This is a genomic window from Pseudomonas sp. Irchel s3f10 (assembly GCF_900187515.1).
GTDB classification, from domain to species: Bacteria; Pseudomonadota; Gammaproteobacteria; order Pseudomonadales; family Pseudomonadaceae; genus Aquipseudomonas; species Aquipseudomonas tensinigenes.
This window is the reverse complement of the sequence record NZ_FYDZ01000012.1, coordinates 80781-105033: the sequence shown is the minus strand read 5'-3', so window position 1 is coordinate 105033 and position 24253 is coordinate 80781. Positions and strand designations below refer to the sequence as shown.

21 protein-coding genes are annotated in these 24253 nt (G+C 59.1%); 9 read left to right on the top strand and 12 right to left on the bottom strand.

Features of this window, described 5'->3' with window-relative positions:
- Positions 1-79: 79 nt before the first annotated feature.
- The 5 genes from CKW17_RS22495 to rplU all read right to left on the bottom strand — a co-directional run bounded on the left by CKW17_RS22495 (position 80) and on the right by rplU (position 3823).
- Positions 80-547: a CreA family protein gene (locus CKW17_RS22495; protein WP_095121733.1), complete on the bottom strand. Its 468-nt coding sequence runs from the start codon at positions 545-547 to the stop codon at positions 80-82.
- Positions 548-557: 10 nt separating this feature from the next.
- Complete coding sequence (gene proB, locus CKW17_RS22490; protein ID WP_085689726.1) at positions 558-1676, bottom strand: glutamate 5-kinase; 1119 nt, start codon at positions 1674-1676, stop codon at positions 558-560.
- Positions 1677-1799: 123 nt separating this feature from the next.
- Entirely contained in the window at positions 1800-3023 is a 1224-nt protein-coding gene (gene cgtA / locus CKW17_RS22485; protein ID WP_095121731.1) for an Obg family GTPase CgtA, read from the bottom strand.
- 193 nt (positions 3024-3216) lie between these two features.
- Entirely contained in the window at positions 3217-3474 is a 258-nt protein-coding gene (gene rpmA, locus CKW17_RS22480; protein WP_003176049.1) for a 50S ribosomal protein L27, read from the bottom strand.
- Between the two features lie 34 nt (positions 3475-3508).
- Positions 3509-3823, bottom strand: coding sequence for a 50S ribosomal protein L21 (gene rplU, locus CKW17_RS22475; protein WP_003176051.1), 315 nt, complete (start codon positions 3821-3823; stop codon positions 3509-3511).
- Between the two features lie 239 nt (positions 3824-4062).
- Here rplU and CKW17_RS22470 point away from each other — a divergent pair, with 239 nt between their 5' ends.
- The 3 genes from CKW17_RS22470 (at position 4063) to CKW17_RS22460 (ending at position 5980) form a co-directional block, all read left to right on the top strand.
- On the top strand, positions 4063-5031 hold the full coding sequence (locus CKW17_RS22470; RefSeq protein WP_095121729.1) for a polyprenyl synthetase family protein: 969 nt from the start codon (positions 4063-4065) through the stop codon (positions 5029-5031).
- A gap of 144 nt (positions 5032-5175) precedes the next feature.
- On the top strand, positions 5176-5517 hold the full coding sequence (locus CKW17_RS22465; RefSeq protein ID WP_016986200.1) for a zinc ribbon domain-containing protein YjdM: 342 nt from the start codon (positions 5176-5178) through the stop codon (positions 5515-5517).
- Positions 5518-5722: 205 nt separating this feature from the next.
- Complete coding sequence (locus tag CKW17_RS22460) at positions 5723-5980, top strand: hypothetical protein (RefSeq protein WP_034153845.1); 258 nt, start codon at positions 5723-5725, stop codon at positions 5978-5980.
- A 130-nt stretch (positions 5981-6110) separates the two neighbouring features.
- Here CKW17_RS22460 and CKW17_RS22455 read toward each other — a convergent pair whose 3' ends face one another.
- The 3 genes from CKW17_RS22455 to CKW17_RS22445 all read right to left on the bottom strand — a co-directional run bounded on the left by CKW17_RS22455 (position 6111) and on the right by CKW17_RS22445 (position 7780).
- Positions 6111-6728: an FKBP-type peptidyl-prolyl cis-trans isomerase gene (locus CKW17_RS22455; RefSeq protein ID WP_008078561.1), complete on the bottom strand. Its 618-nt coding sequence runs from the start codon at positions 6726-6728 to the stop codon at positions 6111-6113.
- Positions 6729-6850: 122 nt separating this feature from the next.
- The gene (locus CKW17_RS22450; RefSeq protein WP_095121727.1) at positions 6851-7156 is read right to left on the bottom strand and encodes a DUF6482 family protein; all 306 of its coding nucleotides are present in this window, start codon (positions 7154-7156) and stop codon (positions 6851-6853) included.
- Between the two features lie 135 nt (positions 7157-7291).
- Positions 7292-7780, bottom strand: a complete 489-nt coding sequence (locus CKW17_RS22445) for a TIGR00645 family protein (protein WP_007909801.1) — start codon at positions 7778-7780, stop codon at positions 7292-7294.
- Positions 7781-7941: 161 nt separating this feature from the next.
- On the opposite strand from CKW17_RS22445, the gene CKW17_RS22440 reads away from it, so the two are divergent.
- Positions 7942-9771, top strand: coding sequence for a hypothetical protein (locus tag CKW17_RS22440; RefSeq protein WP_095121725.1), 1830 nt, complete (start codon positions 7942-7944; stop codon positions 9769-9771).
- 51 nt (positions 9772-9822) lie between these two features.
- Here CKW17_RS22440 and CKW17_RS22435 read toward each other — a convergent pair whose 3' ends face one another.
- Together CKW17_RS22435 and CKW17_RS22430 are read right to left on the bottom strand one after the other, a co-directional pair.
- The gene (locus CKW17_RS22435; protein ID WP_095121723.1) at positions 9823-10140 is read right to left on the bottom strand and encodes a hypothetical protein; all 318 of its coding nucleotides are present in this window, start codon (positions 10138-10140) and stop codon (positions 9823-9825) included.
- Between the two features lie 308 nt (positions 10141-10448).
- Positions 10449-12887, bottom strand: a complete 2439-nt coding sequence (locus CKW17_RS22430; RefSeq protein ID WP_095121721.1) for a Lon protease family protein — start codon at positions 12885-12887, stop codon at positions 10449-10451.
- A 300-nt stretch (positions 12888-13187) separates the two neighbouring features.
- Between CKW17_RS22430 and CKW17_RS22425 the strand changes: the two genes are divergently transcribed.
- The 4 genes from CKW17_RS22425 to CKW17_RS22410 all read left to right on the top strand — a co-directional run bounded on the left by CKW17_RS22425 (position 13188) and on the right by CKW17_RS22410 (position 16760).
- Complete coding sequence (locus tag CKW17_RS22425; protein WP_007909797.1) at positions 13188-13676, top strand: DUF3015 domain-containing protein; 489 nt, start codon at positions 13188-13190, stop codon at positions 13674-13676.
- 94 nt (positions 13677-13770) lie between these two features.
- Positions 13771-15624 (top strand): DUF4105 domain-containing protein, encoded by a 1854-nt coding sequence (locus tag CKW17_RS22420; RefSeq protein WP_095121719.1) that lies wholly within the window; start codon positions 13771-13773, stop codon positions 15622-15624.
- A 214-nt stretch (positions 15625-15838) separates the two neighbouring features.
- Positions 15839-16195, top strand: a complete 357-nt coding sequence (locus tag CKW17_RS22415; RefSeq protein ID WP_095121717.1) for a hypothetical protein — start codon at positions 15839-15841, stop codon at positions 16193-16195.
- 70 nt (positions 16196-16265) lie between these two features.
- A complete protein-coding gene (locus tag CKW17_RS22410) occupies positions 16266-16760 on the top strand; it encodes a GreA/GreB family elongation factor (RefSeq protein WP_095121715.1) in 495 nt (164 codons plus the stop codon).
- Here CKW17_RS22410 and gdhA read toward each other — a convergent pair.
- Positions 16757-18094 (bottom strand): NADP-specific glutamate dehydrogenase, encoded by a 1338-nt coding sequence (gene gdhA, locus CKW17_RS22405; protein WP_095121713.1) that lies wholly within the window; start codon positions 18092-18094, stop codon positions 16757-16759. The two genes, CKW17_RS22410 and gdhA, sit on opposite strands and share 4 nt — an antisense overlap.
- Positions 18095-18442: 348 nt before the next feature.
- Complete coding sequence (gene ettA, locus CKW17_RS22400; protein WP_095121711.1) at positions 18443-20107, bottom strand: energy-dependent translational throttle protein EttA; 1665 nt, start codon at positions 20105-20107, stop codon at positions 18443-18445.
- A 285-nt stretch (positions 20108-20392) separates the two neighbouring features.
- On the opposite strand from ettA, the gene morA reads away from it, so the two are divergent.
- Entirely contained in the window at positions 20393-24241 is a 3849-nt protein-coding gene (morA, locus tag CKW17_RS22395) for a cyclic di-GMP receptor MorA (protein ID WP_095121709.1), read from the top strand.
- Positions 24242-24253 lie beyond the last annotated feature (12 nt).

The following is a 24253-nucleotide window of genomic DNA, read 5'->3' as shown; positions in this document are numbered from 1 at the left end:
GCGGTGTGTCAGTCAGCAAATACATATCTGACTAACCGCCATCGCGAGCAGGCTCACTCCTACAGTTGGATTTGCGGTGTTATTGCTGGACGGGCACCCACGGCAGGATCGGGATGGCGGTCACAGCATTCTGCGGACTGCCTTCGATCAAGCGATCGCTGTAGACCAGGTACACCAGCGTATTACGCTTCTTGTCGAGAAAACGCACCACCTGCATGGTCTTGAACACCAGCGAAGTGCGCTCCTTGAACACCTCGTCGCCATCCTTCAGATCACCCTTGAACTTGATCGGACCCACCTGACGACAGGCGATCGACGCTTCGGCGCGATCTTCAGCCAGACCCAAACCGCCTTTTACGCCGCCAGTCTTGGCGCGCGACAGGTAGCAAGTCACACCCTCGACTTTCGGATCATCGAAAGCCTCGACCACAATACGGTCGTTAGGGCCGACAAACTTGAACACCGTCGACACCTGACCGATTTCCTCGGCCGAGGCGAGCAATGGCAGCGCCATCAGCAAGCCCAACATTCCTTTTGCCAAACGCATCGAGTTTTCCTTAGACAAGAATCAGGTTGTCACGGTGAACCAGCTCAGGTTCCGCCATGTATCCGAGCAAACCGACAATCGCATCCGACGACTGACCGATGATTTTTTGTGCTTCCAACGCGCTGTAGTTGGCCAGGCCACGGGCAATCTCGCGACCATCGGGCGCCACGCAGACGACCATTTCGCCGCGACGGAAACTGCCCTGAACCAGCTTCACCCCCACCGGCAGCAGACTCTTGTTGCCCTGAGACAACGCCGACACCGCACCATCATCCAGCACCAGCGTGCCGCGAGTTTGCAGATGCCCGGCCAGCCATTGCTTGCGCGCCGCGAGCATGCCGCGCTCAGGCGACAGCAACGTGCCGATACGCTCGCCCGCCTTCAGACGATCCAGCACGCGCTCAAGACGCCCACCAACGATAATAGTGTGCGCACCGGAACGCGCAGCCAGTCGCGCCGCACGCAACTTGGTCTGCATGCCGCCACGACCCAGCGCCCCACCCGTGCCGCCCGCCACCGCATCGAGACTCGGATCATCAGCGCGCGCCTCGTAAATCAGCTGCGCGTCAGGGTTGTTGCGCGGATCGGCGTCGAACATGCCGTCGCGATCGGTAAGGATCACCAGCAGATCCGCCTCGACCAGATTCGCCACCAGCGCCGCCAGCGTGTCGTTGTCGCCGAAACGGATTTCGTCGGTGACCACAGTGTCGTTTTCGTTGATCACCGGGATGACTTTCAGCTCGACCAGTGCGCGCAGGGTACTGCGGGCGTTCAGGTAACGCTTGCGGTCGGACAGGTCGTCGTGAGTCAGGAGAATCTGTGCAGTGTGCCGACCATGTTCGGCAAAGCTCGATTCCCACGCCTGCACCAGACCCATCTGACCAATTGCAGCGGCCGCCTGGAGCTCGTGCATCGCACTGGGTCGTGCGGTCCAGCCCAAACGACTCATGCCGGCCGCCACTGCCCCGGAGGACACCAGCACCAACTCGACGCCAGCCTCATGCAAGGCCACCATCTGCTCGACCCAGACACCCATTGCCGCGCGATCCAGCCCTTTGCCATCAGCTGTCAGCAAAGCGCTGCCGATCTTCACGACCCAACGCTGCGCACCTGTCACCTTGCTCCGCATCATCTTCAACCTTAGCTTGAGGGCCGCGCGACCCAGCGCCGCCCATGACGTTATTTGTGACTTGCGATTTCCAGATACTAAAACGCCGCTCGATTGAGCGGCGCTTAAGTTTACTGCAACGAATCAGTCACGCACGTAAATGATTTCCGGACCGTCTTCGTCATCCACATCTTCTTCGTCCCAATCATCGTCGCCGATGTCATGGACCGACTTCACGCCGCTGCGGCGCAGGGCACGCTTGTCATCCAGAGCCTGCAGTTGCGCACGCGCTTCGTCTTCGATGCGCTGATCGAGGTCGGCCAACTCTTCCTTGTAAGCCGGGTCATTGGCCAGGCGATCGGCGCGGTCTTCCATGTAACGCATGATGTCGTGACACAGACGCTCGGTACCGATCCTGGCGATCGCCGAGATCACGTAAACCGGCCCCGTCCACTCCAGGCGCTCAACAATTTCCTTGACGCGCTCATCGTGCTCTTCTTCAAGGATCTGATCGCACTTGTTCAGCACCAACCAGCGATCACGCTCAGCCAGGGACGGACTGAACTTGATCAGCTCGTTGACGATCACTTCAGCGGCATCCGGTGCACTGCTGTCATCCAGCGGCGCCATGTCGACGAGGTGCAGCAACAGACGCGTACGCGCCAAGTGCTTGAGGAAGCGAATACCCAGACCCGCACCGTCGGAAGCGCCTTCGATCAGACCCGGAATATCGGCAATGACGAAGCTCTTCCAGCGATCGACGCTGACCACACCGAGGTTCGGCACCAACGTGGTGAACGGGTAATCGGCAACTTTCGGCTTGGCGGCCGATACCGAACGGATAAAAGTACTTTTACCGGCATTCGGCAAGCCCAGCAGACCGACGTCAGCCAGTACTTTCATTTCCAGTTTCAGGTCGCGCTGCTCACCCGGCTTGCCCGGCGTGGTCTGACGCGGCGCACGGTTGGTACTGGATTTGAAACGGGTGTTGCCCAGACCGTGCCAGCCGCCCTGCACTACCATCAGTTTCTGGCCAGCCTTGGTCAGGTCGCCGATGACTTCCTGAGTAGCAGAGTCGATCACCGTGGTGCCGACCGGCACGCGCAGGATCAGGTCTTCGCCTTTTTTACCGGTGCAGTCAGTGCTGCCGCCGTTGGAACCACGCTCGGCATCGAAGTGCCGGGTGTAACGGTAGTCGACCAAGGTGTTGAGGTTTTCGTCGGCCATCATGTAGATGGAACCGCCGTCACCGCCATCACCGCCGTTCGGGCCACCGTTTTCGATGAATTTTTCCCGACGAAAACTCATGGCGCCATTGCCGCCGTCACCAGCCTTTACGCGAATCGATACTTCATCAACAAACTTCATAACCAACGCCTCTCGCCATACGGACGAGCCGAAAAACAATCAAGACATAAGACTCTTGCAAAAATGAGCGCAGCGACCCCAAAACACGACATGTATCGCACGCCGACAGCCCACACAAACAGTTTTGCAAGAGACTCACCCCACAAACGAAAAAGCCCCGTCGCGAGACAGGGCTTTTCCAGCGATCGCGCAATTAAGCTGCGACAACGCTCACGTAACGGCGGTTGAACGCGCCTTTTACTTCAAACTTGATCACGCCTTCGATTTTCGCGAAGAGGGTGTGATCCTTACCCATGCCAACGCCGTAGCCAGCGTGGAATTGGGTGCCGCGCTGACGCACGATGATGTTGCCCGGAATGATTTTCTGGCCGCCATACATCTTAACGCCAAGGCGTTTGGCTTCTGAGTCGCGACCGTTACGGGTACTACCACCAGCTTTTTTGTGTGCCATGAGTCAATTCTCCTAGTGAGGAATTAGGCTGAAATTAAGCCTGAATACCGGTGATTTTGATCTCGGTGTACCACTGGCGGTGGCCCATACGCTTCATGTGGTGCTTACGGCGACGGAACTTGATGATGCGGACTTTATCGTGACGACCTTGGGAGATCACTTCAGCCACAACGGTAGCGCCAGCAACAACTGGAGCGCCGATATTCACGTCGTCGCCATTGGCAACCAACAGAACGCGATCAAAGGTAACGGATTCGCCGGTAGCGATTTCCAGTTTTTCGATCTTCAGGTATTCACCTGGGGCGACTTTGTACTGCTTGCCGCCAGTAACGATTACTGCATAAGACATGGTATTTCTCCGATAATCCTGCTCACCCAGCTCTTTATAAGAAGAGGTATTGGCTGGCATGGCTGCATTAGGCTGGAAGGCCTGTTGCAATTGCGTAAGGCAGGTGCTGCCCAGGAAGTTCAGGGTGCGCGATTGTACGCAAGCTGCGAGAGTCACGCAAGAGGCCGTCCATCGCGCCTTGACAGGTCCGGATGGGGGTCCTAGCATGCCGCGCAACCCTTCTGGAGCGACTCTCGCTGATGCAACCCCAAGCTTTCTACCGCGCGGTGGCGGACGATTTTAGCGCCGTCGACGGCATCATCAAGAAGCAGCTGACTTCCCGAGTACCGCTGGTATCGAAAATCGGCGATTACATCACCTCGGCCGGCGGCAAACGTCTGCGTCCTTTATTAGTGTTGCTGTGTGGCAAGGCCTTGGGTCGCGAAGGCGACGACATGCGTCTGCTGGCCGCCACCATCGAATTCCTGCACACCGCCACCCTGCTGCATGACGACGTGGTCGACATGTCCGGCATGCGCCGTGGCCGCTCGACCGCCAATGCCATGTGGGGCAACGCCCCGAGCGTGCTGGTCGGCGACTTCCTGTACTCGCGTTCGTTCGAAATGATGGTCGAACTGGGCTCGATGCCGGTGATGAAGATCCTGTCCCAGGCCACGCGCATCATCGCCGAAGGCGAAGTGTTGCAACTGTCCAAGGTGCGCGACGCCAGCACCACCGAAGAAACCTATATGGAAGTCATCCGCGGCAAAACCGCGATGCTCTTCGAAGCCTCGACTCACAGTGCCGCCGCACTGGCCGGCGCTACCGCCGAGCAGAGCGAAGCCCTGCGCACCTTCGGCGATCACCTGGGTGTGGCCTTCCAACTGGTCGACGATTTGCTCGACTACAAGGGCGACGCCGAGACCTTGGGCAAGAACGTCGGCGACGATCTGGCCGAAGGCAAACCGACCCTGCCGCTGATCTACACCATGCGCGAAGGTACGACTGAACAGGCTGCCCTGGTGCGTCAGGCGATCCAGAAAGGCGGGATCGAAGATCTGGAAAGCATCCGCATTGCTGTGGAAGCTTCCGGTTCGCTGGAATACACCGCACAACTGGCCCGTGATTACGTGGCCCGTGCGATCAAGTGCCTTGAGGCACTGCCGGCCAGTGAATATCGCGATGCCCTGGTTGAACTGAGCGAGTTTGCGGTCGCGCGTACGCACTGATATCGCTGAAGCAAGATCAAAAGATCGCAGCCTTCGGCAGCTCCTACAGGGGTTGTCGGGGCTGCGATTTTTGCTTTTGACTGCCTGAAAAGCTAAAACCCTATACAATGTGCGACTTTTAGCGATCTCTACCAAGGAGCCTTAGTGAGCACGTTGCCACCCTGCCCGAAATGCAATTCCGAATACACCTACGAAGACGGCACCCAACTGGTGTGCCCGGAGTGCGCCCACGAGTGGTCCGCCAGTGGCGAAGCCGAAGTGGCGTCCGATGATGCCGTGAAGAAAGATTCGGTCGGCAACGTCCTGCAGGACGGCGACACCATCACCGTGATCAAGGATCTGAAGGTCAAGGGCACCTCGCTGGTGGTCAAGGTCGGCACCAAGGTCAAGAACATCCGTTTGTGCGATGGCGACCACGACATCGACTGCAAGATCGACGGTATCGGCCCGATGAAGCTCAAATCCGAGTTCGTCAGAAAGGTCTGATTCCGCTGTCATCCATCCCGCGCCTGCCGTGGGATGGAGCTTCGCCCTCCCCGCTCCGCCCCAGCAAAACCAAGCAATAGCCAAACGCCAGCCGTTTTGACCTTACGCAATCTTTACCCGGAAAATTTCAGAATTCGCCAATAGACGCTTGCTATTTGATGAATAAGAATTATTCTCATTGAAACCTTTCAAGGAGATGAGAACCATGACTTATTTGATCGACGCCTGGCTGGACCGCCCACATCCTTACCTCAGAATCCTCCATCGGGAAACCGGCGAGGTCTGTGCGGTGCTTGAAGAAGAAGCCCTGCATGAGCTGCAAGACCAAGGGGATCTGGACGTCAGCAGCCTGAATTCCAGCGAACCGCTGGTGCTCAAGGAGCTGGTGCGCAATCTGTTTCTGTTCTGCTATGCCCGGGCGTTGCGCCCGACCAGTGAACTGCATCACAAAATAGAACTATGAAACGCTTTAAAACTGTAGGAGTGAGCCTGCTCGCGATAGCGGTGGGTCAGACAACAAATCAGTCGACTGAAAAACGCCATCGCGAGCAGGCTCACTCCTACATTAGCCCGCCATCAAGGCAGGCCCGGTCTTACAGAACGTCCAGCAGCTCGACGTCGAATACCAGAACGCTGTGCGGCGGGATGCTGCCAACGCCTTGAGCGCCGTAAGCCAGTTCGCTCGGCACGTACAGACGCCATTTGCTGCCGGCATTCATCAGTTGCAGGGCTTCGGTCCAGCCAGCGATCACGCCGCCAACCGGGAATTCTGCAGGCTGGCCACGCTCGTAGGAGCTGTCGAACACAGTGCCGTCGATCAGTGTGCCGTGGTAGTGAGTACGCACTTGATCTTCACGGGTCGGCTTGGCGCCTTCGCCCTGAGTCAGCACTTCGAATTGCAGGCCGGAAGCCAGGGTGGTGATGCCGTCACGCTTGGCGTTTTCAGCCAGGAAAGCCAGGCCTTCGCCTGCAGCGGCTTCAGCTTTGGCAGCGGCTTCGGCTTGCATGATCTCGCGGATCACTTTGAAGCTGGCGGACATTTCTTCCTGACCCACACGGCTTTCCTTACCGGCGAACGCGTCGGTCAGGCCAGCCAGGATCGCGTCCAGGCTAACGCCCGGTGGCGGGTTGTCGCGCAGCTGGTCACCCAACTGACGGCCGATGCCGTAGCTGACGCGGGTTTCGTCGGTGGACAGATTTACTTCGGACATGACACTGCTCCGCTGTGCGGACGGCCACAAGACTTGCCGTGCGTGCACAGCGCGTCCCGGCGCGCCCGGAACCAAAAGGGCGAGCAGACTAGCACAGATGTTCCGGCGATGGCGCGCAACGCCTACAGGGCAGAACGCCAGGCCAGCGGCACCTTCAGGCTTTCCTCGCCACTGGGGCCCAAGCCACACATTTCATCGTGCACCGAGGTGTGTACAAGGTTGAAGGGCAACACCGGAAAGGCATGCAGCAAATCCCGCGCATGCTCAACCGAGCGTAGCGTCAGCATATTGCCTTTGAGATCACTCAACGGATATGCCGCCCCATGCATCCGTGCTTCGAGCAAATAGATCCCGCCTTCCATGGAGATCAGGTTCAACTCATCAACCTTCCTGGCGATGGCAAACGCATTCAACTCTTGCAGGTTCATGAACGCACCTCACAACGTGGCGAGTCAGGACTTCTACAGGGATAAGCCTGCGCACACCAAAGCACAAGCCACAAACGACACCGCCCGTCTGTTTCGCAACAGACGGGCGGTGTTTTTGCAGCGATCAACGGTTGATCAGTGCTTGGTGACCTTGTCCAGGTAACCCATGGCGAACGCCGAAACGACGAAGGTCATGTGGATGATCACGTACCACATCAAGTGCTCGGGATCGACGTTCTTGGCGTCCATGAAGATGCGCAGCAAGTGGATCGAGGAAATCGCCACGATCGAAGCGGCGACTTTCATCTTCAGCGACGACGAGTCCATGGTGCCGAGCCAGCTGAGCTTTTCCTTGCCTTCATCGATGTTCAGTTCAGAGACGAAGTTCTCGTAGCCGGAAATCATCACCATCACCAGCAGGCCGCCGACCAGCGCCATGTCGATCAGCGACAGCAGCACCAGAATCAATTCCGATTCAGCCATTGAGAAGACGTTGGGCAGGATGTGGAAAACTTCCTGGAAAAATTTCAGTGCCAGCGCCAGCAGCCCGAGGGACAGCCCGATATAGATCGGCGCCAGCAGCCAGCGCGAGGCGTACATTGCATTTTCGATAAAGCGTTCCATTGAATCTCACACAAGGGGGCTGGAAATGGCGGCGAGTATAACAGCCCGCTATGACAGCCAGAAACCGCCGAAAAATCCGCCACCTGCGTGTGTGGGTGATTTTTTTTCTGCTAGTGTCCAAACCATTGACAGCCCAGTGACTGTAGACAGGACGCGTGGAAATGGATGTGCGCTTACCAATAACGACCGCCCTAATATGCCTTGCTGTGTTGCTCAGCGGCTGCTCGCCCGGCGACGAGAAGCACGTCGCCAGCCTTGAAGAAAAGACCGCAAAGTTCGAACAGGCGCTGGACGCCATCACCGATTCGAAACTCAAGGACGCCATCACCGAACTCGGCGGCTCACTGCTGCTGCTCGAACGGGCGCAACTCAAACTCAGCGACAATCCACCGCGCACCGAATACGGCGAAGACGCCCTCGCCGTGCTCAAGCACTACCCTGCCCCGCAGACCCTGGTCGACACTTTTATCAATGGCCTGTTCGTGCTGCACAAGGACGCCAGCTCCGATTACCTCACCGATCTGCAACCGGTGTTCCCGTTCAACCTGAACATTCCCGGCGGCTTCCTGTTCCCCCATGGCGTGGAATGGCAGTCAGTGACCTTGAGCAACAAACGTGTGATCGCCTATCAGCCGGAATGGTCAGAAACCGATCCTGGCATTCAGCTCAGCCCTTCCAGCTCCAACGTCACCAACCCCGATGACCTGACCGTGACCTACCCGTTCATTGATGGGCTGAACGTGGACAAGAAGTCCCTGCCGCAACCGGTCAGCCTGCAAGGCCAGATCGAAGTCATTGCACCGCGTCGCCTGTACAGCTTCGACCTGACGCAAAAGGACGTCGGCCAGACCCGCAGTAATGACAATCTCAGCGTCAAACTGCTGAAACTTGAAAGCAACTACGCCGAAGTCGAATTCAGCAACACCTTGCCACTGGCAGCGGAGGTCGCAGAGGCCCAGCTCAATCCGCTGATCGTCCAGGCCCGGGACAAAACCGGGCAATATCTGGTGCGCGCCGGCTCGATCAACGAAAGCCCGGAGCAAGTGGCCTTCTACCAGAAACAACTGGCGTACCTGCAACAGCAGAAGAGCTGGAGCGATACGCTGGAAAAGCAGCTCACGCAAGAGCAGCAGGCATTCGAGGAGAAACATCCACGTCGCTACAACAAGGTCTATTTCAACGGCCCGATCGATACCCTGGAAGTCAGCGTGCTGGATTTTTCCTCGGCGACCGTGACGCGTAAACCGCTGGATCTGCCGATTCGCACGTTCAATCAGCACACCACGGAGAAAACCATCCAGTCACTGGATCCGTCGGTGACGGTGTACGACGATCAGGCGGTTAACTGGCTCAAGGGGGCGAGCCTGACCGAAGAACAACTGAAGGCCGGCATTCGCATCCATCAATCCGTGGAAGAACCGAGCGCCGCGCGCATCGAGTTCTCCCATCGCCGCACGTTCAACGATGAATTGCTGGGCGATGACTTCAGTCCGGGCGTCAGTCCGGTCACGTTCTTTACCGAAAAGCGCGGTGGCAAGCTCGATGAACCGATCGAACTGCCGCCCGAGGCCTATCAAGTCGATCCGCTGCGCGCGACGATCACTTACGACCTGAACCTGTTCCCGGAAACCCCGGCGATTGCCGTTGGCTCAATGCCGTTGTTTCTCGCCACGGTCGCCAAACAGGCATACGACGCCAAATCCTTGCCCAAAGGCCTGGAGATCAAGAACAACCAATTGGTGGTGGATCTGAAACTGTTCCCGCCCAACGAATGGCGATTCTTCGTCAAAGACGACAGTGGCAACTACCTCAAGCAGATCCTCTCGGTCAGCCACGATGCGAGCGCAGAAGGCCCGGCGTTGTTTGGCGTGCATTACTTTTATGGCCGCCCGACCCACGTGGAAACCTATCAGCGAACTGACCTTGCCACCGTGCAATACGGCTTTGAGGTCAAACTCGACAAGGCGCAGGTGCCTGAGACTGCGCCTTGAAGAGCCAGATCAGAAGATCGCAGCCCGCGACAGCTCCTACAGGCGTAGATCCTAATTCAGACTGCGGCCACGGCCACCGTTGATCTGTCGCAGTTGAGCTTGCAGGTGCAGGCTCCAGATCTGCGGATCGTCGGCCAGTTCGTAGCCATGCAAGGTCAGGCTTTCAACGATGGTGTCGAGTATCGATTCGGCGGCGACCGGCCCATGAAACGGGCCCTGGGCTTTAATGGCGGAAGGTTGTTCGCCGGCCATGCCGGCCGCGAAGAGCAGCGTCCACATGCCGTTATCGCCAGCCAACGGCTTGATGGCGCATTCGATTCGGGTCACCAGACCCAGGCACTGACGGGTGAGACAGAGGTTGCGCGACATGGCGGCGACCCTCGGTGAAGCCGGTATTCAGCCCCCACGGGAGGACTGGCTCGATCCAGTGATACTGTCGATATCCTTGAGCTGAGAATAGAAGAAAAGTCCGCTGCGCAAGCCGAATGGAACCAGAAGGCGCCGAATGGTCATTGTGTGAATATTGGCGTCAGAGTTGTGGCGATTTCCCGAAGATCACCACAAAACAAATGTAGGAGTGAGCCTGCTCGCGATAGCAGTGAACCAGGCAACTTATTCGCCGACTGACACTCCGCTATCGCGAGCAGGCTCACTCCTACAGTTTGACCGCGCCAGGCTTAAGCCGGTTTGGCTTCGGCCAAAGCCTCCTGCGCCAACTCCTTCTCGGCTTCCTTGAGGTCTTCTTCGCTGATCATCTCGGCGATGTCGCGCAGACGCTCGACCACCCGTGCGTTGATGCTGCCTTCCGGGAATTCGCCATCGGCATTCGGCTCACCGGCCGGTTCGCCCACCAACAGACTCAACGCCTCGTCGGCCTGACGCACCGCGTACACGTGGAACTGCCCGGCACGCACCGCCGCCAGTACTTTCTCATCGAGCATCAGCGTGGCGACGTTGGCCTGCGGAATGATCGCGCCCTGCTCGCCGGTCAAGCCGCGTGCTTCGCAGAGGCGGAAGAAGCCTTCGATCTTCTCGTTGACCCCGCCCACCGCCTGCACTTCACCGAACTGGTTGATCGAACCGGTGATCGCGAAGCACTGCTTGAGCGGGGTTTTCGACAGCGCCGAAATCAGCGTGCACGCCTCGCCCAGCGACGCACTGTCGCCATCGACGTAACCGTAGGATTGCTCCAGTGCGATGCTCGCGGAAATCGCCAGCGGGAATTCCTGGGCGTAACGGCTGCCCAGATACCCGGTGAGGATCATCACGCCTTTGGAGTGGATCGGCTGCCCAAGGTTGACCTCACGCTCGATGTCAACGATGCCGCTGCCGCCCGGGTACACCGTGGCGGAAATCCGCGCCGGCACACCAAACGCCGAATCGCCGACTTCGAGCACGGTCAGCCCGTTGCACTTGCCGACAGCGGCGCCATCGGTGTCGATCAGGATGATCCCGGCGAGCATGTCGTCGAGAATCCGCGCCGACACACGCCCGGTGCGCGTGGCTTTGGCTTTCAGCGCACGTTCGATGTGCCCGGCATCGGTCATTTCATCGCCGGCCAGATGACGAATGAAATCCGCCTCGCTGACCAACTGGAACAGATCGCCAATGCGCGCCGACAAACGCCCTTGGTGTTCGGCCAGTCGTGCGCTGTAAGTCGCCAGACGCGCTACTGCGTCGGCAGTCAGCGGCGCCATGCCTTCTTCCGAAGTCCGTGTTTTCAACAGCTGGGCGAATTGCTCCAGGCTCTCGTCGACCATCGGGATGTCTTCGTCGAAATCCACGAGGACGCGGAACATCTCCTGGAAGTCCGGGTCAAGGTCTTGCAGCGTGTAGTACAGCGACCGCGCACCGATGATGATGACTTTGACCTGCAACGGGATGTGCTGCGGGTTAAGCGTCACGGTGGCGAAACGGCCCATCTCGCCCAGCGGTGATTCCATTTTCAGCTTGCGCGATTGCAGGGCGCGTTTCAGCGCATCCCACACGAACGGCTCGCTGAGCATTTTTTCCGCTTCAAGAATCAGGAAACCGCCATTGGCGCGGTGCAAGGCGCCCGGACGCAACTGGCGATAGGTGGTGTAAAGCGCGCCCTGATCGGTGGTGTATTCAATACGACCGAAGAGGTTTTCGTAAGTCGGGTGGGGCTCGAACACCACCGGCGCACCGCCACTCACCGGATGGCCGACCACCAGGCTTGGCGCGTATTGCTCTTCCAGCAGCTTGCGCGCAACGGCGTCGGTTTTGCTGTCATCGACCAGTTGCTCGACCACGGTTTTCAGCAGGTAAACCTGCATCGCTTGCAGATAACCGCAGACCGCAGCGTTCTCGGCGTACTTCTCCGACAACGGCGACAGCAACGGCTGCAAGGCCAGGGTGATGGTTTCTTCGTTAAGCGAGCGCAGTTGATTGTTCGACTCACGCTTCCACTGCGGCAGGCTGGCGAGTTCTTCGTTCAGGCGCTCTTCGAGACCGGAAATGTCATCGTGGAAACGCTCGCGATCGGCTTCCGGCAACTGGGCGAATTCGGCTTCGTCCAGCGCTTTGCCATCGAGCATCGGCGTGAAGGCGATGTTGCTGGCGTCGCGGTACAGGGCGACGTCTTTTTCCAGGGCCAGACGCTCGATGATGTCGAGCGCCTTGTCGTAGCGCTGGTTGAAGGCGCGGTCGATGGCACTCTTCTTCTGCTGGTAGGACGGGTGCTCGAAGACTGCCGGAAACGTCGCCAGCAGGTTGTCGATCAAACCGTTGATGTCACCGATGAATGCACCGGCAGTGCCCGAAGGCAGTTCCAGGGCGCGCGGTTCGCGTGGCTCGTCGAAATTGTTGACGTAGACCCAGTCCGCCGGGGTCTGCAGGCGTTTGCCTTCGGCTTTCAGGTAGCGTTTGACGAACGAGAAACGACCAGTGCCGGGCTCGCCCATGACGAAAACGTTGTAACCGGGGCGTGGCATCGCCACACCGAACTGCAAGGCTTCGACCGCGCGTTCCTGGCCGAGCACACCGCGAAAGGGCTCCAGATCATTGGTGGTAGTGAAGCTGAACTGTTCAGCGGAAAACGGACGGGTCAGCGCTTCGGGCGCGAGACGCAAGCTGGCAGCAACAGGATCAGGCATCGGGCTTCCTTAACAATCAGGCGGGGCAGATAGCGGCATTCTGGCGCTGCCCGTGCCCCACTGGCAAGGCGCGCCACACTACAAAGCATAGACAACCGGCCAAGCCTGCGGCCCGCCCCCTGAAACCGGGGTTTATTCCAAATATTTTGCAAAAAACCACGGAACCCCTGGAACGTGCCTAAACTCCAAACTGCGCGGCTGGAACTAATACCGGCCCACTGGCTTCGTTTGGGTCTGTCTTGTACAGAGCTTGGGGGCCAGAACCCTGTCCATTGGTATGCACACAAAGAGAAAAAAGCTATGAAACGGATTCTTCTCGGTACTCTCTTCACCGCTGTATCCATCAACGCAATGGCGCAAGCTCCAGGCGGCCCGGATTGCGGTTGGGGCAACATGCTGTTCGAAGGTCAGCGTGGCACCCCTGCTCACTTCCTCGCTTCCACCACCAACGGCACTTCCGGTAACGCCACCTTCGGGATGACGTCCGGCACCAACGGCTGCTCGACCAACGCTTCGCTGACCTACGGCGGCAAATCCTGGTTTGCCATGAATGGCATGATGAACGAGCTGTCCGAAGACATGGCTAAAGGCAACGGCGAAGCGCTGACGACTTACGCCGTGGTACTGGGCGTGGCGCCGGAAGACCGTGCGCACTTCGCTGCCGTGACTCACGAGCACTTCCAGCAGATCTTCAGCAAGGCTGACGTGACCGCTGAAGACGTGCATACCAACACCCTGGCCGTACTGAAATCGGACCCTCGTCTGGCCAAGTACGCAACTCAGGCTTAAGCTCGACCTCGCCCGCTTCCTTCGGGAAGCGGGTTTTGTTTTTTCGGCCCGCCCTCCTTGGGTCTTTATTTCTTTCCTGTTCAAGTTGCCGACTATGCTCAAACGCCTTGCCTGGCTGGCGCTCTGTGTCTGCGCCCCGCTGTCCGCCGCGCCAACCATCGACCCTCAACGTTTGCAGCAACTGGCCAACGACCGCTTCTGGATTTCCCTCGGTCATTACGAAACCGCCAAGCTTGGTGGCTGGCGCAGCTATGTCAGCGACAAGAAGTTCTTTCTCGCGCCCGATGGCAATGAACATCCCGATCATGAACTGGCGGCCACCGTGCAAGCGCTGTACGCCCCGGCCAGTCTTGGCGAGCAACATGCGCAGTGTGTTTATCCGGCGCGTACTCGCTGGCTGAAAACGCAACTCAATCTCAGCGATCTACCGACACCGGCATGCGCCGAATACAAGAAATGGTTCAAGGATGTCTCGCCGCACAGCGCGGTGATGATCTTCCCGGCGGCTTACTTGAACAGTCCGTCATCGATGTTCGGTCACACCCTGCTGCGTATCGATCAGGCTGACGTGCAGTCCGACAAGACCTCGCTGCTCAGCTACGCAATCAACTTCGGCGCCTACATCGAAGGTTCGGACAACAGCATTCTGTATGCCTGGAAAGGTTTGATGGGCGGCTATCCGGGACTGTTCGCTTTGGTGCCGTATCAGGAAAAACTCTCCGAATACCGCAGCCTGGAAAACCGTGATCTGTGGGAATACCGGCTCAACCTGACGCAAGAAGAAACCGCGCGCATGGTCGAGCATGTGTGGGAGCTGAAGCAGATCCAGTTCGACTATTTCTTCTTCGACGAAAACTGTTCGTATCGGCTGCTTGAGTTGCTGCAGGTGGCACGGCCGAGCCTGCGCCTGACCGAACAATTCCCATTGACCGCGATTCCCACCGACACCGTCAAAGCGGTGAAAGAAGCCGGGCTGGTGGAAAGCATTGAATATCGTCCGTCCCGCGAGCGCGAACTGCTCAGCCGCGCCGAGCCATTGAACAGTGACGAACAGCAATGGGTGCTTAACGTCAGCGCCGATCAGCAGCAGTTGCAGGATCCGGCGTTCAAAGCCCTGCCCCGCGACCGTCAGGCGTTGATCATCGATGCGGCGTATCGTCTGGAACGCTACCGCGCCAACGGCCAGGAACGCGATCCGCAACGGGCGCAGCGCAGTTTCGAACTGCTGCGGGCGATCAACAAGAACCCCGCGCCTGAGCTGGAAATTCCGCAACCGGGCCTGCCGGAAGACGGCCATGAATCACGCACCTGGCAAGCCGGTCTCGGCACCCGTGGTGATCGCGCGTTCGGCGAATACGGCTTGCGCATGGCCTATCACGATCTCAACGACAACGCCGAAAGCTTCCCGCTCGGCGCGCAGATCGAAATTCTGCAGATGAAGTTGCGTCAGTACGAGGGCAATCACTGGCAGTTCCAGCAACTGGATCTGGCGACGATTCGTTCGCTGACACCGCGCAATGAGCTGCTGCAGCCGCTGTCGTGGCAGGTCACCGGTGGGCTGGAGCGCGTACCGGGCAAGCATGATGACGAAACGCTGGTCAGCCATGTGAATGGTGGTGGTGGCGGCACGTGGGCGCTGGGTGACGATGTGCTGGGTTTTGCCCTCGGCACCGTGCGCGTTGAGCACAACAATGACTTCGCCGAGTTCGTGTCCCCGGCGGGTGGTTTCAATACCGGCGTGTTGTGGAAAAACCCGCTGGGCAATCTCAGTCTGGAGGCCAAGGGCGATTACTTCTTCAATGGCGAAGTGCGCCGCAGCCTGAGTCTGAATCAGCAGTGGGAGTTGTCGCGCAACCTTGGTTTGCGTTTGAGTGCGCAGCGTGAGTTCAGCCATCTCGCCACGCCGGAAACCGAGGTCATGCTCGAAGTGAAGTGGTATCACTACTGATCCTGAACACATCCCCCCTGTAGGAGTGAGCCTGCTCGCGATAGAAATTCATCAGTCACTGTTGCTGTGACTGATACACCGCCATCGCGAGCAGGCTCACTCCTACAAGGGAAATGCGCTGTTCAACGAATTACTCACATGCCTTTCACCAACGCCCGACGAATCCCCTTCTAGACTTTCCCCATAAGCCGGACAACCGGCGCGGGAGAGTGCGATGTGGCGGTGTGCGGGTTTGCTGGGTGTTGTGCTGTTGCTGGGCGGTTGCCAGACCACCCATGAAGATTTGATCGCCAAGGGTTATCCACCTGCCTTCGCCGACGGCTTCGATGATGGTTGTGTCAGCGGTCGTCAGGCGGCCGGTTCGATCAGCGGCGAGTTTCGCAAGAACGTGCCGCGCTATCTCAAGGACAAGCAGTACGCCGAAGGCTGGACCGACGGTTTTCGCCAGTGTCAGGCCATGCTGGAAAACAAGGGCCGCGAAGAGTATCGCAACGAACACTGGGACGAGCGCGAGCGCGCCTGGCAGCAACAGAAAGACCAGGACGCCGGGCGGGCTTATCGCTCGCAATAGGTCGCTCCCGGACATCCAGTGAAACCAAATGCCTGCGAGCATGGCCCAAACCTCATATGAGGAGGACACCATGAGTCGCGCATTCGTCAACGAAGACAACGCCGCCGCGCAAGCCGATCAGCCGGTCGAACGGCAGGTCAGCGAGCAGCCTAATTACGTCACCGCGCAAGGGCTGGCGCAGTTGCAGGCGAAAGTCGCCGAACTGCAAACCCTGCATGCCGAACAATCGGCCAGAGGTGAGCAGGCCGACAAGCAACGGCTGGCGGATCTGCAACGTGATTTGCGTTATTTCAATCAGCGCCTGAGCAGTGCACAAGTCGCCGTAGCAGCAACGTCCAGAGACAAAGTGCAGATCGGCAGTTGGGTGACCTACGCCGATGAGCACGACACCGAACGCCGGGTGCAACTGGTCGGCGAAGATCAGGCCGATGCGAGCAAGGGCCTGATCAATTGGGGTTCACCGCTGGGCCGGGCGCTGCTTGGCGCCCGACTCAACGACGAGGTGCTGTGGCAGCGCCCCGCCGGCGATCAAGTGATTGAAGTGATCCGCATCGAACCGGCTTAAACCACGCCCTGCGCGAGCATTGCGTCGGCGACTTTGACGAAACCGGCGATGTTCGCGCCTTTGACGTAGTTGATCCGCCCGTTCTCTTCGCCGTAATGCACGCAAGCGTGGTGGATCGACTGCATGATCGCGTGCAACTTGCTGTCGACCTCACCCGCCGTCCACAGCAGACGCATGGCGTTCTGCGACATCTCCAGACCGCTCACCGCCACGCCGCCAGCGTTGGATGCCTTGCCCGGGGCAAACAGAATGCCGGCCTCGATAAAGATATCCACAGCCTCCAGCGTGGTCGGCATGTTCGCGCCTTCGGCCACGCATACGCAGCCATTGCGCAGCAGCGTGCGTGCAGCCTCAGCGTCGAGTTCGTTCTGCGTAGCGCACGGCAGCGCGATGTCGCATGGCAGCGACCACGGCAGTTGACCGGCGCGGAATTCCAGACCGAATGCTGCGGCCAATTCGCTGATGCGTCCGCGTTTGACGTTTTTCAGTTCCAACAGCGCCAGCCACTGCTCTTCGCTGAGCCCGGCTTCGCAGTACAGCGTGCCCTCGGAGTCAGACAAGGAAATTACCTTGCCGCCGAGGTCCATAACCTTACGTGCGGCGTATTGCGCGACGTTGCCGGAACCGGAAATCGCCACGCGTTTGCCTTCGACGGTCTGCTCGCGGCGCTTGAGCATTTCTTCAGCGAAGTAGACGCAGCCAAAACCGGTAGCTTCCGGACGAATCAGGCTGCCGCCATAGTTCATGCCCTTGCCGGTGAGGACGCTGGTGAATTGGTTGCTCAAGCGCTTGTACTGGCCGAAGAGGAAGCCGATCTCGCGCGCACCGACACCGATGTCACCGGCGGGTACGTCAACGTCGGCGCCGATGTGGCGATACAACTCGCTCATGAACGCCTGGCAGAAACGCATGACTTCGGCGTCGCTCTTGCCCTTCGGATCGAAGTCCGAGCCGCCCTTGCCGCCGCCCATGGGCAGCGAGGTCAGCGAGTTTTTGAAGGTCTGTTCGAAGGCGAGGAATTTCAGCACGCCCATGTTCACCGATGGATGAAAGCGCAAGCCGCCCTTGTACGGGCCGATGGCGCTGTTCATCTGGATGCGGAAACCGCGATTGACCTGGACTTTGCCCTGATCGTCGACCCACGACACGCGGAACACCACGGCGCGCTCCGGTTCGCAGATGCGCTCCAGAATTCCCGAGGTCAGGTAGTGCGGATTGGCTTCGAGAAAAGGCCACAGACTGCGCAGGACTTCTTCGACGGCCTGGTGGAATTCGGGTTGATCCGGGTCGCGTTTTTTCAGGCGGGCAAGGAAGGATTCGACGGATTCGATCATGGGAAAAGTCTCGGCAAATTTATTGTCGTTGGAGGAGATTGGGCCGGACTGTAACAAACGAAATGCGCACAGGAACAGAGCAAAATGTCGCAGTTATGAAATTAAATGGTGCACAGGATATAAATCTGAAGGATTTTTAGCCGATTTTGCACCTGAATGGTGAGACCAAATTTAAGATCTGCACCAAAAGTCATACCGCTTTCGCGAGCAGGCTCGCTCCCACAGGGGAATGCATTTCAAATGTGGGAGCGAGCCTGCTCGCGAAGGGATCGCGTCGGTCCCGCTGACAAGAACCGGGCAAAAAAAAACGGAGCCCGAAGGCTCCGCTCTTTATGCAACCAACCCGAATCAGGCCAGTTTCTTGTGACGTACCCGGTGTGGCTGGGCAGCCGCTTCGCCGAGACGCTTCTTGCGATCAGCTTCGTACTCGGTGTAGTTGCCTTCGAAGAAGATCGCTTGCGAGTCGTCTTCGTACGCCAGGATGTGGGTGGCCACACGGTCAAGGAACCACCGATCGTGAGAGATCACAATGGCGGCGCCCGGGAAGTCCAGCAGGGCTTCCTCCAGGGAACGCAGGGTTTCAACGTCGAGGTCGTTGGACGGTTCGTCGAGCAGCAGGACGTTGCCACCCTCCTTCAGGGTCAGCGCCAGGTGCAGACGACCGCGCTCACCACCGGACAGATCCTTGACGAACTTCTGCTGATCGCCGCCCTTGAAGTTGAAGCGACCGACGTAGGTGCGCGACGGGATCTCGTAGTTGCCGATGCGAATCTGGTCGGAACCGTCGGAGATTTGCTGGAATACAGTCTTGCTGCCATCCAGGTCATCACGGCTCTGGTCGACGCAGGCCAGTTGCACGGTTTCGCCGACTTCGATGCTGCCCGAATCCGGTTGTTCCTTGCCCATCAGCATGCGGAACAGCGTCGACTTACCGGCACCGTTACCACCGATCACGCCGACGATGGCGCCTTTCGGCATCGCGAACGACAGGTTGTCGATCAGCACGCGATCGCCGTAGCCCTTGGTGACGTTCTTGAATTCGATGACCTTGTCGCCCAGGCGTGGGCCGGCCGGGATGTAGATCTCGTTGGTTTCCGAACGCTTCTGGAATTCCTGCGATTGCATTTCTTCGAAGCGTTGCAGACGTGCCTTGGATTTCGACTGGCGGGCTTTCGCGCCTTTGCGCACCCACTCCAGTTCTTCCTTCATGGCTTTTTCGTGCGCCGACTGCTGCTTGGATTCAGCGGCCAGACGATCGGACTTGGCTTCGAGCCAACCCGAGTAGTTGCCTTCGTACGGGATGCCCGCGCCGCGGTCGAGTTCCAGAATCCAGCCGGCGACGTTGTCGAGGAAGTAACGGTCGTGCGTGATCGCTACCACGGTGCCCGGGAAGTCGTGCAGGAAGTGCTCCAGCCACGCCACCGAATCGGCGTCCAAGTGGTTGGTTGGTTCGTCGAGCAGCAGCATGTCCGGGGCGGACAGCAACAGACGGCACAGGGCCACACGACGTTTTTCACCACCAGACAGGTGTTCTACTTTCGCATCCCAGGCCGGCAGACGCAGCGCATCGGCGGCGACTTCCAGTTGGCGCTCAAGGTTGTGACCATCGCTGGCCTGCAGGATCGCTTCGAGCTTGGCCTGTTCAGCAGCCAGCTTGTCGAAGTCGGCATCCGGATCGGCGTAAGCGGCGTAAACCTCGTCCAGACGCGCTTGCGCATCCTTGATCACGCTGACCGCTTCCTCGACCACTTCACGCACGGTCTTGGTCGGATCAAGTTGCGGCTCTTGCGGCAGATAACCGATGTTCAGCTCCGGCATCGGACGGGCTTCGCCCTCGAACTCGGTGTCGACGCCAGCCATGATTTTCAGCAGCGTGGACTTACCCGAACCGTTGAGGCCGAGTACGCCGATCTTGGCGCCGGGGAAGAACGACAGCGAAATGTTTTTGAGAATTTCCCGCTTCGGCGGAACAACTTTGCCCAGCCGATGCATGGTGAAGACGTATTGAGCCATGGAGAACCTTGGGTCAGTGACAGATGAATGATTGCAGCGCAGGCGAAGCCCGGCCAGACCATGCGCGTCGTTCACTTGATGGTTATCAATGCGTGCGCGCTGAAAAAGTCTGAGTCTAGGAGCTGGAACGCTCCCGCGTAACCGGCAAAGCTACCTTAATGACGGAAGGCAGTCCAGCCGCGCGGGGCTGGCACTTCGCCACGACTCAAGGCATGCTAGCCGCCCTTTGGGCGTCCGGCTTATAGTGCACGTCGCGCCAGTCCAGCCAAACCGCAGGATTACAGCTTGTCCAATGTCACTCCGCCAGCCTCTGTGAGCAGCACCCCACCGGCGCCCGGCTCGTCCCTGCGCGGTACATTAAAGGGTGCGCTGGCGACACTCGTGCTTTTGTTGCTCGCGTTGCTGTTCTGGCAACTGCTCGACCAATTGCGCGAAACCCAGAAAAACCAGCGTCAGTACACCATCGATTACACCGCCGACCTCGCTTCACAGGTCAGCCTGAACATGGCGCTGAACGCGCAAATCGCCCTCAATCTGCTACCGATCGTCGAACAGCCGCAATCAGCCGACGAACAGCAGGCACTGCTGCGCAAGCTTCAGCAGTCGCTGCCCGATCTGCGCAGCATGGCGTTGCTCAGCCCTTCCGGGCGGATTATCAGCGACAGCGCCGTCGACAGCGATGACGCCAACTACCTGACCGAACTGGTGCGCCGCAGTCGCGCCCAGGCGCATTATTTCAGCAACGCCGATGACGGCTCGGTGGTGCATCTATTACTCCATCAGGCTAGCGGCAGCACCCGCGGCTATTGGGCGTTGCGCCTGACCCCGACGTTCTTCGACTCGCTGACCAAACAGGGTGATACCGGTTTGCGTCCGCTGTGGCTGGTGGAAAACCGCATCAACCATCAAATCATCAGTCGCGATGAAGCGTTGCCCTCGGCCAAACCCGGCGTGCTCACGCCAGAAGATCTGGCCAACACTGTGCTGACCGTGCCGCTGAGCAGCAGCGACTGGCAGTTGCGTGGCCTGTTCGACCGCCAGCGCGTGCTCGAAGAACTGCTCCCGGCGTTTATCGGCAAATGCCTGTTGGGTCTGGCGTTCTCGATGCTGCCGGTGATTGCGCTGTTGAATATGCGCCGCCGCCAGCGCCAGTTGCATGAAGGCCGCCGGCGTTATCAGGACATTTTCGAAGGCACCGGCGTGGCCCTTTGCGTGCTCGATCTTTCCGGTCTCAAGCAGGTCTTCGACAAGGCGCAGATCCAGACCAGCGACCAGCTCAAGGCCTGGCTCGACCAACCGCAGCAGCGCCAACAACTGTTGCAGGAACTGCGCGTCACCGAGGTCAACCAGGTCGCGTTGCAACTGCTCAACGTCAATTCCTGCGAGCACGCCTGGCAATTGCTGATCGACGGCCATCCGCACCGCCAGTGCGCGATCGGCAATCAAGTCCTCGATGCCGTGCTGCAGCAACAAAAGCAGCTGGAACTGGAAATCAAACTGCCGGACATCAATGGCCGCGACCAGCACCTGTGGATGGTGTTGCGCCTGCCGACCGAGCAGCACGACTACAAAGCAGTGATCCTCAGCATCAACGACATCACCAGCCGCAAGCTGATCGAACTGTCGCTGCTCGAGCGCGAAGGTTTCTGGTCGGACGTGGTGCGCACCGTGCCGGATCATCTGTATGTGCAGGACGTGATCAGCCAGCGGATGATTTTCAGCAACCACCACCTCGGCCAGACCCTCGGCTACAACCGTACCGAACTGCACCAGATGGGCGAGTACTTCTGGGAGATCCTGCTGCACCCGGAAGACGCCGACTACTACCATCGCTCGCGCCAGTTGCAGCGCCACGCCGGTTACAGTCAGTTGCTGCAATGCCAGTTGCGTTTCCGTCATCGCGACGGCAAGTGGCGGCGTTTCGACATTCGCGAACAGGCTCTGGCGCGCGACAAGCACGATCAAGTCACGCGGATCATCGGCGTGGCCAAGGACATCACCGAACAGATCGAAGCGAGTGAATCCCTGCGTGACAGCGAGCAGCGCTATCGCATGCTCGCCGAAAGCATCAGCGACGTGATTTTCTCCACCGACAGCAAGCTCTCGCTGAACTACGTCAGCCCGTCGGTGCAAGCCGTGCTGGGTTACGACGCCGAGTGGATTTTCCAGAACGGCTGGCAATCGACCATCGCCAACCCGCAACAACTGAGCGGCATCTACACGCTGATGGATCGGGTCAGCAAGGCGCTGGACAAACCCGAGCAACTGGCGGTGTTGCGTAATCAGGTGCAGACGCAAATGTTCCTGTTCGACTGCCTGCGCGCCGATGGCCGCAAGATCCCGATCGAGCTGCGTCTGGTGCTGGTATGGGACGAGCATGGCGCGTTCGAAGGCGTACTCGGTGTCGGTCGCGACATCAGTCAGCAGCGCCGCGCCGAAAAAGACCTGCGCATGGCCGCCACGGTTTTCGAGCACTCCACCTCGGCAATCCTCATCACCGATCCGGCCGGCTACATCGTGCAAGCCAACGAAGCGTTCAGCCGCGTCAGCGGTTACGCCGTGAGCGAAGTGCTCGACCAGTTGCCGAACATGCTCACCGTCGACGAACAACAGGACGCGCATCTGCGCTACGTGCTCAAACAATTGCACCAGCACAGCACCTGGGAAGGCGAAGTCTGGCTCAAGCGCCGTAACGGCGAGCATTACCCGGCGTGGGTCGGCATCACCGCCGTGCTCGACGACGAAGGCGATCTGGCCAGCTATGTGTGCTTCTTCAGCGACATCAGCGAGCGCAAGGCCAGCGAACAGCGGATTCACCGCCTCGCCTATTACGACGCCCTGACCCATTTGCCGAACCGCACGCTGTTCCAGGATCGCCTGCACACCGCACTGCAATCGGCCGAACGGCAGAAGTCGTGGGTGGTGCTGATGTTCCTCGACCTCGACCGCTTCAAGCCGATCAACGACTCCCTCGGCCACGCCGCCGGCGACCGTATGTTGAAAGACATGGCCACGCGCCTGCTGGCCTGCGTCGACGACGACGACACCGTGGCACGCATGGGCGGCGACGAATTCACGTTGCTGCTGCAACATCGCTCCAGCCGCGAAATGGCGCTGAACCGAGCGATTCATGTCGCCGAACAGATTCTCGGCAGCCTGGTCCGACCGTTCGTGCTTGAAGGCCGCGAGTTCTTTGTCACCGCGAGTATCGGCATCGCCCTGAGTCCGCAGGACGGCAACGAACTCAGCCAGTTGATGAAGAACGCCGACACCGCGATGTACCACGCCAAGGAACGCGGCAAGAACAACTTCCAGTTCTATCAAGCCGACATGAACGCCAGTGCGCTGGAGCGTCTGGAGCTGGAAAGCGACCTGCGCCATGCCTTGGAACAGAACGAATTCGTCCTGTATTACCAGCCGCAATTCAGCGGCGACGGCAAACGCCTGACCGGCGCTGAAGCGCTGTTGCGCTGGCGCCATCCGCGTCGCGGGCTGGTGCCGCCGGGGGATTTTATTCCGGTGCTCGAAGAGCTTGGTCTGGTGGTCGACGTTGGCGACTGGGTGATCAGCGAGGCGTGCCGTCAGTTGAAGACCTGGCACCAGAATCGTGTGCGTGTGCCGAAGGTGTCGGTAAACATCTCGGCGCGGCAGTTCTCCGACGGCCAGCTCGGCACGCGGATCGCCACGATCCTGCGCGAAACCGGCCTGCCGCCGGCGTGTCTGGAGCTGGAGCTGACCGAAAGTATCCTGATGCGTGAAGTCAGCGAGGCCATGCAGATTCTCGCCGGGCTGAAAAACCTTGGCCTGAGCATTGCGGTCGACGACTTCGGCACCGGTTACTCATCGCTCAACTACCTCAAGCAATTCCCGATCGACGTGTTGAAGATCGACCGCACCTTTGTCGATGGCTTGCCGTCCGGTGAGCAGGACGCGCAGATTGCCCGGGCGATCATCGCCATGGCCCACAGCCTGAATCTGGCGGTGATCGCCGAGGGTGTGGAAACCCATGAGCAGCTGGACTTCTTGCGCGAACATGGCTGCGATGAGGTTCAGGGCTATCTGTTCGGGCGGCCGATGCCGGCGGGACGGTTCGAGGCGCAGTTCAGTAATGACGCGCTCTTCATGTTTGATTGAAGGAGCTAAAAG